The 5,345-nt window shown below is 67.7% G+C and carries 6 protein-coding genes; 5 read left to right on the top strand and 1 reads right to left on the bottom strand.

All coding sequences use genetic code 11. From position 1 onward, the window contains the following. The first annotated feature begins 137 nt into the window (after positions 1–137). Positions 138–917: a purine-nucleoside phosphorylase gene (locus AB0J47_RS17550; RefSeq protein ID WP_364346527.1), complete on the top strand. Its 780-nt coding sequence runs from the start codon at positions 138–140 to the stop codon at positions 915–917. Further along, positions 918–2,435, top strand: a complete 1,518-nt coding sequence (locus AB0J47_RS17545) for a phospho-sugar mutase (protein WP_364346525.1) — start codon at positions 918–920, stop codon at positions 2,433–2,435. Between the two features lie 268 nt (positions 2,436–2,703). On the opposite strand, the gene upp is transcribed toward AB0J47_RS17545, so the two are convergent. Further along, positions 2,704–3,327 carry a uracil phosphoribosyltransferase gene (upp, locus tag AB0J47_RS17540; protein ID WP_364346523.1) on the bottom strand — a complete coding sequence of 208 codons (624 nt, stop codon included), beginning with the start codon at positions 3,325–3,327 and terminating at the stop codon, positions 2,704–2,706. Between the two features lie 154 nt (positions 3,328–3,481). Here upp and AB0J47_RS17535 point away from each other — a divergent pair, with 154 nt between their 5' ends. Genes AB0J47_RS17535 through AB0J47_RS17525 form a run of 3 tightly spaced genes read left to right on the top strand, consistent with a single transcriptional unit; the run spans position 3,482 to position 5,290 of the window. Beyond that, entirely contained in the window at positions 3,482–3,790 is a 309-nt protein-coding gene (locus AB0J47_RS17535) for a hypothetical protein (RefSeq protein ID WP_364346521.1), read from the top strand. Positions 3,791–3,794: 4 nt separating this feature from the next. Next, positions 3,795–4,919 carry an NlpC/P60 family protein gene (locus AB0J47_RS17530; protein WP_364346519.1) on the top strand — a complete coding sequence of 375 codons (1,125 nt, stop codon included), beginning with the start codon at positions 3,795–3,797 and terminating at the stop codon, positions 4,917–4,919. A 20-nt stretch (positions 4,920–4,939) separates the two neighbouring features. Next, positions 4,940–5,290: a hypothetical protein gene (locus tag AB0J47_RS17525; protein ID WP_364346517.1), complete on the top strand. Its 351-nt coding sequence runs from the start codon at positions 4,940–4,942 to the stop codon at positions 5,288–5,290. Positions 5,291–5,345 lie beyond the last annotated feature (55 nt).

The following is a 5,345-nucleotide window of genomic DNA, read 5'->3' as shown; positions in this document are numbered from 1 at the left end:
GCCGTCGAAGCGCATGCGACGAAGTCGCCAGTCTCGACGGCTCGGACGCGAGACACCAGGGGGCCGCGAACACGCCGCGCCGCAGGCGCGGCAATTAGACCCAGCCGCAGGCGCGGCAAATCAGATACGGTGACGGCATGCTTGCCGAACAGGCCGCGAGGGCGATCGCCGAACGTACGGGAGTGGAGCGGCACCGGGTTGCGGTGGTGCTGGGATCGGGCTGGCAGGAGGCGGCCGCGGAGATCGGGACGCCGTCGGCGTCGGTGCCGATGCCGGAACTGCCCGGGTTCGGGACGCCAAGCGCGCAAGGGCATGTCGGGATTGTGCATTCGGTTGCCGTCGATAACACGCCTGTGCTGCTGCTGATGGGGCGTCAGCATCTGTACGAGGGCTATCAGCCGGGCGATGTCGTGCATCCGGTGAGCGCGGCGATTGCGGCGGGCGTGGAGACCGTGGTGCTCACCAATGCGGCGGGCGGGATCCGGGACGGACTGCGCGTCGGCGAGCCGGTGCTGATCAGCGACCATCTCAATCTCACCGGCCGCACGCCGCTGGCGGGTGCGACCTTCGTCGATCTCGTGGATGCGTGGGATCCTGAATTGCGTGCGCTGGCGAGGGAAATCGACCCGAGTCTGACCGAGGGCGTGTACGCGGGCCTGACCGGACCGCAGTACGAGACGCCGGCCGAGATCCGGATGCTGCGCACTATCGGCGCGGACCTGGTGGGCATGTCGACGGTGCTCGAGGTGATCGCGGCCCGTTCGCTCGGGGCCCGAGTGCTCGGTATTTCGCTGGTCACCAACCTCGCCGCGGGCGTCACGGGTGCGCATCTCTCGCACGCCGAGGTACTCGCCGAAGGACGTGCGGCCGCACCGCGTCTCGGCAAACTGCTGCGCGGCGTACTGGAACGGCTCTAGATGCTGCGCTTCGGTACCGCCGGGCTCCGTGGGCCGCTGCGAGACGGGCCCGACGGCATGAACCTGGACACGGTGAGCCGGGCGACCGCCGGACTCGTGGACTGGTTGCGCGGTCGCTGTCTCGGCGGCGGCGCGGTGGTCGTGGGGCGCGATGCCAGGCACGGCTCCGGCGAATTCGCCATCGTGACCGCGGAAATCCTTGCTGCCGCGGGCTTTCCGGTGACGCTGCTGCCGCGGCCGCTGCCTACCCCGGTCGTCGCCTACGCGGTGCGTGAGCTGGGAGCCGTTGCGGGAGTGCAGATCACCGCATCGCACAATCCGGCGACCGACAACGGCTACAAGGTGTATCTGGACGGCGGTTCGCAACTGATCGCACCGGCCGACACCGAGATCGAGCGCTGCATCGAGGCCGTCACCGGCCCGATCGCCCGCACGCCCGTCACACCGGCCGCAGATGATGTGGTGCGCCGCTATATCGATCGGGTGGCCCGGCTGCCCGAGTTGATCGGCGGTCCCGGTGAGCGCTCCGATGTCCGGATCGCGTTGACGCCGCTGCACGGGGTCGGCGGCGATACGGCGGTGGCTGCCCTCACCGCGGCGGGGTTCAAGCATGTGCACGTGGTCGGTGCGCAATTCGCGCCCGATGCCGACTTTCCCACCGTCGCCTTCCCGAATCCGGAAGAGCCCGGCGCCACCGACCTTTTGCTCGCCACCGCCACCCGGATCGGCGCGGATCTCGCCATCGCGCTCGACCCGGACGCCGATCGCTGCGCCATCGCCATACCCGAGAATCACGACCCGGACGGCGACGGTGGCTGGCGCATGTTGCGCGGCGACGAAACCGGTGTGCTGCTCGGCGATTACGTGCTGCGGACCGCGCCGCCGGATGCACTGGTGGCGACCACCATCGTGTCGTCGCGACTGCTCTCGAAACTCGCGGCCGCCCGTGGCGCGCGGTACGCGGAAACGTTGACCGGTTTCAAATGGCTGGCCCGCGCGGGCGATGGTCTGGTCTACGCCTACGAAGAGGCCATCGGCCACTGCGTGGACCCCGTCGCGGTCCGCGACAAGGACGGCATCTCCGCGGCGGTGCTGGCCGCCGATCTCGTCGCCCGTCTGAAGGCCGCGGCCCGCACTCTCGTCGACGAACTCGACGACTACGCGGTCGAATTCGGCCTGCACGCCACCGACCAGGTGTCGCTGCGCCTACCCGACCCGGCAGCGGCCGCGGACCTCGTGAACCGGCTGCGCATCGCCCCGCCCGACGAAATCGCGGGCGAGCCGGTCGAATACACCGATCTGCTCCAGGTGCGCGGCCGAATGCGCACCGACGCACTGATTTTCGAGGGTGCCAGCTCTAGGATCGTGGTCCGGCCGTCCGGCACGGAACCGAAACTCAAGTGCTATTTGGAAGTGGTCGAGCCGGTCGCCAGCCGGGACGTACTCGCGCCCGCGCGAACCTCGGCTGAGCGACGGCTTGCCGAGTTGCGGGAATACTGCGGGCGACTCGCGCGATAGCCGACGGGGCGGCTTGGCCTGCTGCCGGACTCTGTTGGCCACTCGGTCCTGTCGTCCGGCACCGACTTCTCGAGGTTTGCCGCCCCCGGATGGCTCGCCGTTGCCGTGCTGGTCCCATCGCGTGCCACACCCGGCTCACCTTCCAGCTAACTCGTTGTCGAGGGTAGTCAATTGGTGGTTGTGGGTGGGTTTTTGAGCAACCATTCGACTACCCTCGATGGGGTGAGCCGCCATTTGGCTCGGCTCGATGGCGGCGGTTTCGGTGGGGTTAGCGGGGGCCGAATTGGCGGTCACCGGCGTCGCCTAGGCCGGGGACGATGTAGGCGTCGGAGTTGAGGCCCGAGTCGACGACTGCGGTGATCAGGCGCACGGGGAGTCCCGAATCACCAAGGGCGGCAATGCCTTCGGGTGCCGCTACCACACAGACCGCGGTGATGTCGGTGGCGCCGCGAGCGGCGAGCAGTTGCAGGGTGTGGCGCATCGAACCGCCCGTGGCCAGCATCGGGTCGAGCACGAAGACCGGCATCTCGGACAAGTCGGCGGGCAGCGATTCCATGTACGGCACTGGCTGATGGGTGGTTTCGTCGCGGGCGATACCGACGAAGCCGACCCTGGCGTCCGGAATGAGTTCGGCGGCCGCTTCGACCATGCCGAGCCCGGCGCGCAGCACCGGAACCAACAGCGGCGGCTGCGCCAATCGCGTTCCCTCGGTGTCGGATACCGGTGTGGTGAGCGGGAAGTGGACCACCGGCGCGTCGCGCAGCGCCTCGTAGATGAGGATTCCGGTGAGATCGCGCAATGCCGCGCGGAAGGCCGGATTGGCCGTTCCCACATCGCGCATCGTGGTCAGCAGGGCGGCGGCGAGCGGATGGTCCACGGTGTGCGTGCGCATGAGGGAACGATAAGGTCGAAAACGAGTTCGGCGGCGAACCTCCACCCGAATTTTTTTCGAACGGCTGGAACCGATCGGCAAGGCAGCGCGTCGAACTAGGTGGATGACGTACTCTGCCTGGGAACGAACAGATGGGGGAAGCACTATGCGAAAGATGTCGGCCGACACCGAGGGCATCACCGCCTACGGCGCGACCGCCGCGGCCATGTCCGGCGATCTCGCCACCGCGGGAGTGAGCGCCGCGGCCGCCGATCCCACTCTCCTCGGCCCGATCATGGGCTTGATCGGCGGCGATTTCATGGCCGCCTACGCCGCGGCACATGCCGGGCACGTTGCTTCGATCGGTCAGTTGTCGGCAGTGCTCGCGAGTATGGGCGGTACGGCAACATCTTCGGCCGTCGTCCTCGAGGAGACCGACCTGAACAATGCCGCCGGGCTGAATGCCACCGGCCTGGACGGATGACGCCGTGATCGATGTCAGCGCCCTGGTTCAGCCACTGCTCGATCTGCTCTCCAGCTTCGGCACCGGCGTCCTGCCCACCGGCGGACCCGCCGACGCACTGACCTCCACCTCGACCGCCGTCGACCAGGTGCACGCGGTCGGCCGCAACAGCATCAACCAGGTGAATAACGCATGGGACGGTGCGGCGGCTGATGCCGTCACCGCGAAGGCGCTGCGGGTGCAGACCTCGGCCGCCACCATTTCCGACCGCGGCAACGATATGGCCACTGTCGTGAATCAGGCTGCCGCCCAGGTCGAAACGGGCCAGAAGGAACTGAACGGGATCGTCCAGTCCTTCGTGAGCCAGGCCACCAGTCTCGGTCCTGCGCTGGCCACACCGGAGGGGCTGACGGTGCTCGTCGGCTCCGCGATCGACCACATCGGTCAGGGGCTGAATGTGGTCGGCCGGGTACGCAACGAACTCGATACCCAGACCGCGTCGATGAACGAGCTGACTCCCGCGCCGTCGACGCCGTCGCTGTCCAATGTCGCCAGCACGGTCGGCACCGCCACCCAGGGCGCCTCGCAATTGTCATCGACCGTGAGCAGTGTCGCGAGCGGCGCGGGCGGCATGCTCAGCAGCCTGATGAGCACCGCGAGCAAAGCCAGCACCACGACCGCGAGCACGGCGTCGAGTTCCAAACCGAGTATGAGCACCGCGACCGGGACCGGGCAGTCGTCGGCCTCCGGCAAAGGCGTAAAGATCGCCCTGCCCGACGGCAGTGTCGTGGAAGCCCCGAACGAGAAGGCGGCCACGGCGGTCAAGGCGGCCATCGGCGCGGTCGGCACGCCCTATGTGTGGGGTGGCAATACACCCGGCTCCGGACTGGACTGCAGCGGTCTCACCAAGTACGCCTACGGCGAGGCCGGTGTCGATCTGCCCCGACTGGCCCAGGAACAGGGCAATGGCCATATGCAGGTGTCACCGGGCGATCTGATGCCGGGCGATCTGGCAGTGTGGGATGGCCACGTCGCGATGGTGATCGGCAACGGGCAGTTCGTCGAGGCCGGTAATCCGGTCCAGATCAGCTCGGTTCGAACCGACAACATGGGCATGAACTTTCATGGCTTCTACCGGCCGACCTCATAAATGAGCGGAGCGAACGAATAATGTCCCAGCCCCAGACCCCACCGATACCCAACGTCACGGTGGCGGCGAGCACCAACCGATCGGGCACCATCTCGGTCCGTGCCACCGATCAGGGCATGCCGATCGAGATCAAGTTCGAGCGCAGCGAATACCGTTACGGCGCACAGACTCTGGCCGACGAGATCCTGCGACTGACCAAACGTTCCACCGTTGCCGCCCGAGCCCGCCGCCGCGAACTGCTCGCCGAGGCGGGTATGCCCGCCGACATCCTGGACAAGCTCGGCCTGCCGACACGCCAGGCCGCGGTGGACGAACTGGACCGGATCGATGACGCGGACACGGGACCGACGAGCTGGATGAGGCAGGTTTGAGCGAGCGAATCATGGACACAGCTGCCACAGCAGTCATGCCGGAGGCGAGCGCCAG

This window comes from Nocardia sp. NPDC049737 (assembly GCF_040674755.1).
Classification (GTDB): domain Bacteria; phylum Actinomycetota; class Actinomycetes; order Mycobacteriales; family Mycobacteriaceae; genus Nocardia.
This window is presented reverse-complemented; position numbering and strand designations above follow the sequence as displayed.

Excerpts from the sequence above, each read along its gene's own strand:
- AB0J47_RS17550 (WP_364346527.1), top strand. The coding sequence starts at position 138 with ATGCTTGCCGAACAGGCCGCGAGGGCGATCGCCGAACGTACGGGAGTG.
- AB0J47_RS17545 (WP_364346525.1), top strand. The coding sequence starts at position 918 with ATGCTGCGCTTCGGTACCGCCGGGCTCCGTGGGCCGCTGCGAGACGGG.
- upp (WP_364346523.1), bottom strand. The coding sequence starts at position 3,327 with ATGCGCACGCACACCGTGGACCATCCGCTCGCCGCCGCCCTGCTGACC.
- AB0J47_RS17535 (WP_364346521.1), top strand. The coding sequence starts at position 3,482 with ATGTCGGCCGACACCGAGGGCATCACCGCCTACGGCGCGACCGCCGCG.
- AB0J47_RS17525 (WP_364346517.1), top strand. The coding sequence starts at position 4,940 with ATGTCCCAGCCCCAGACCCCACCGATACCCAACGTCACGGTGGCGGCG.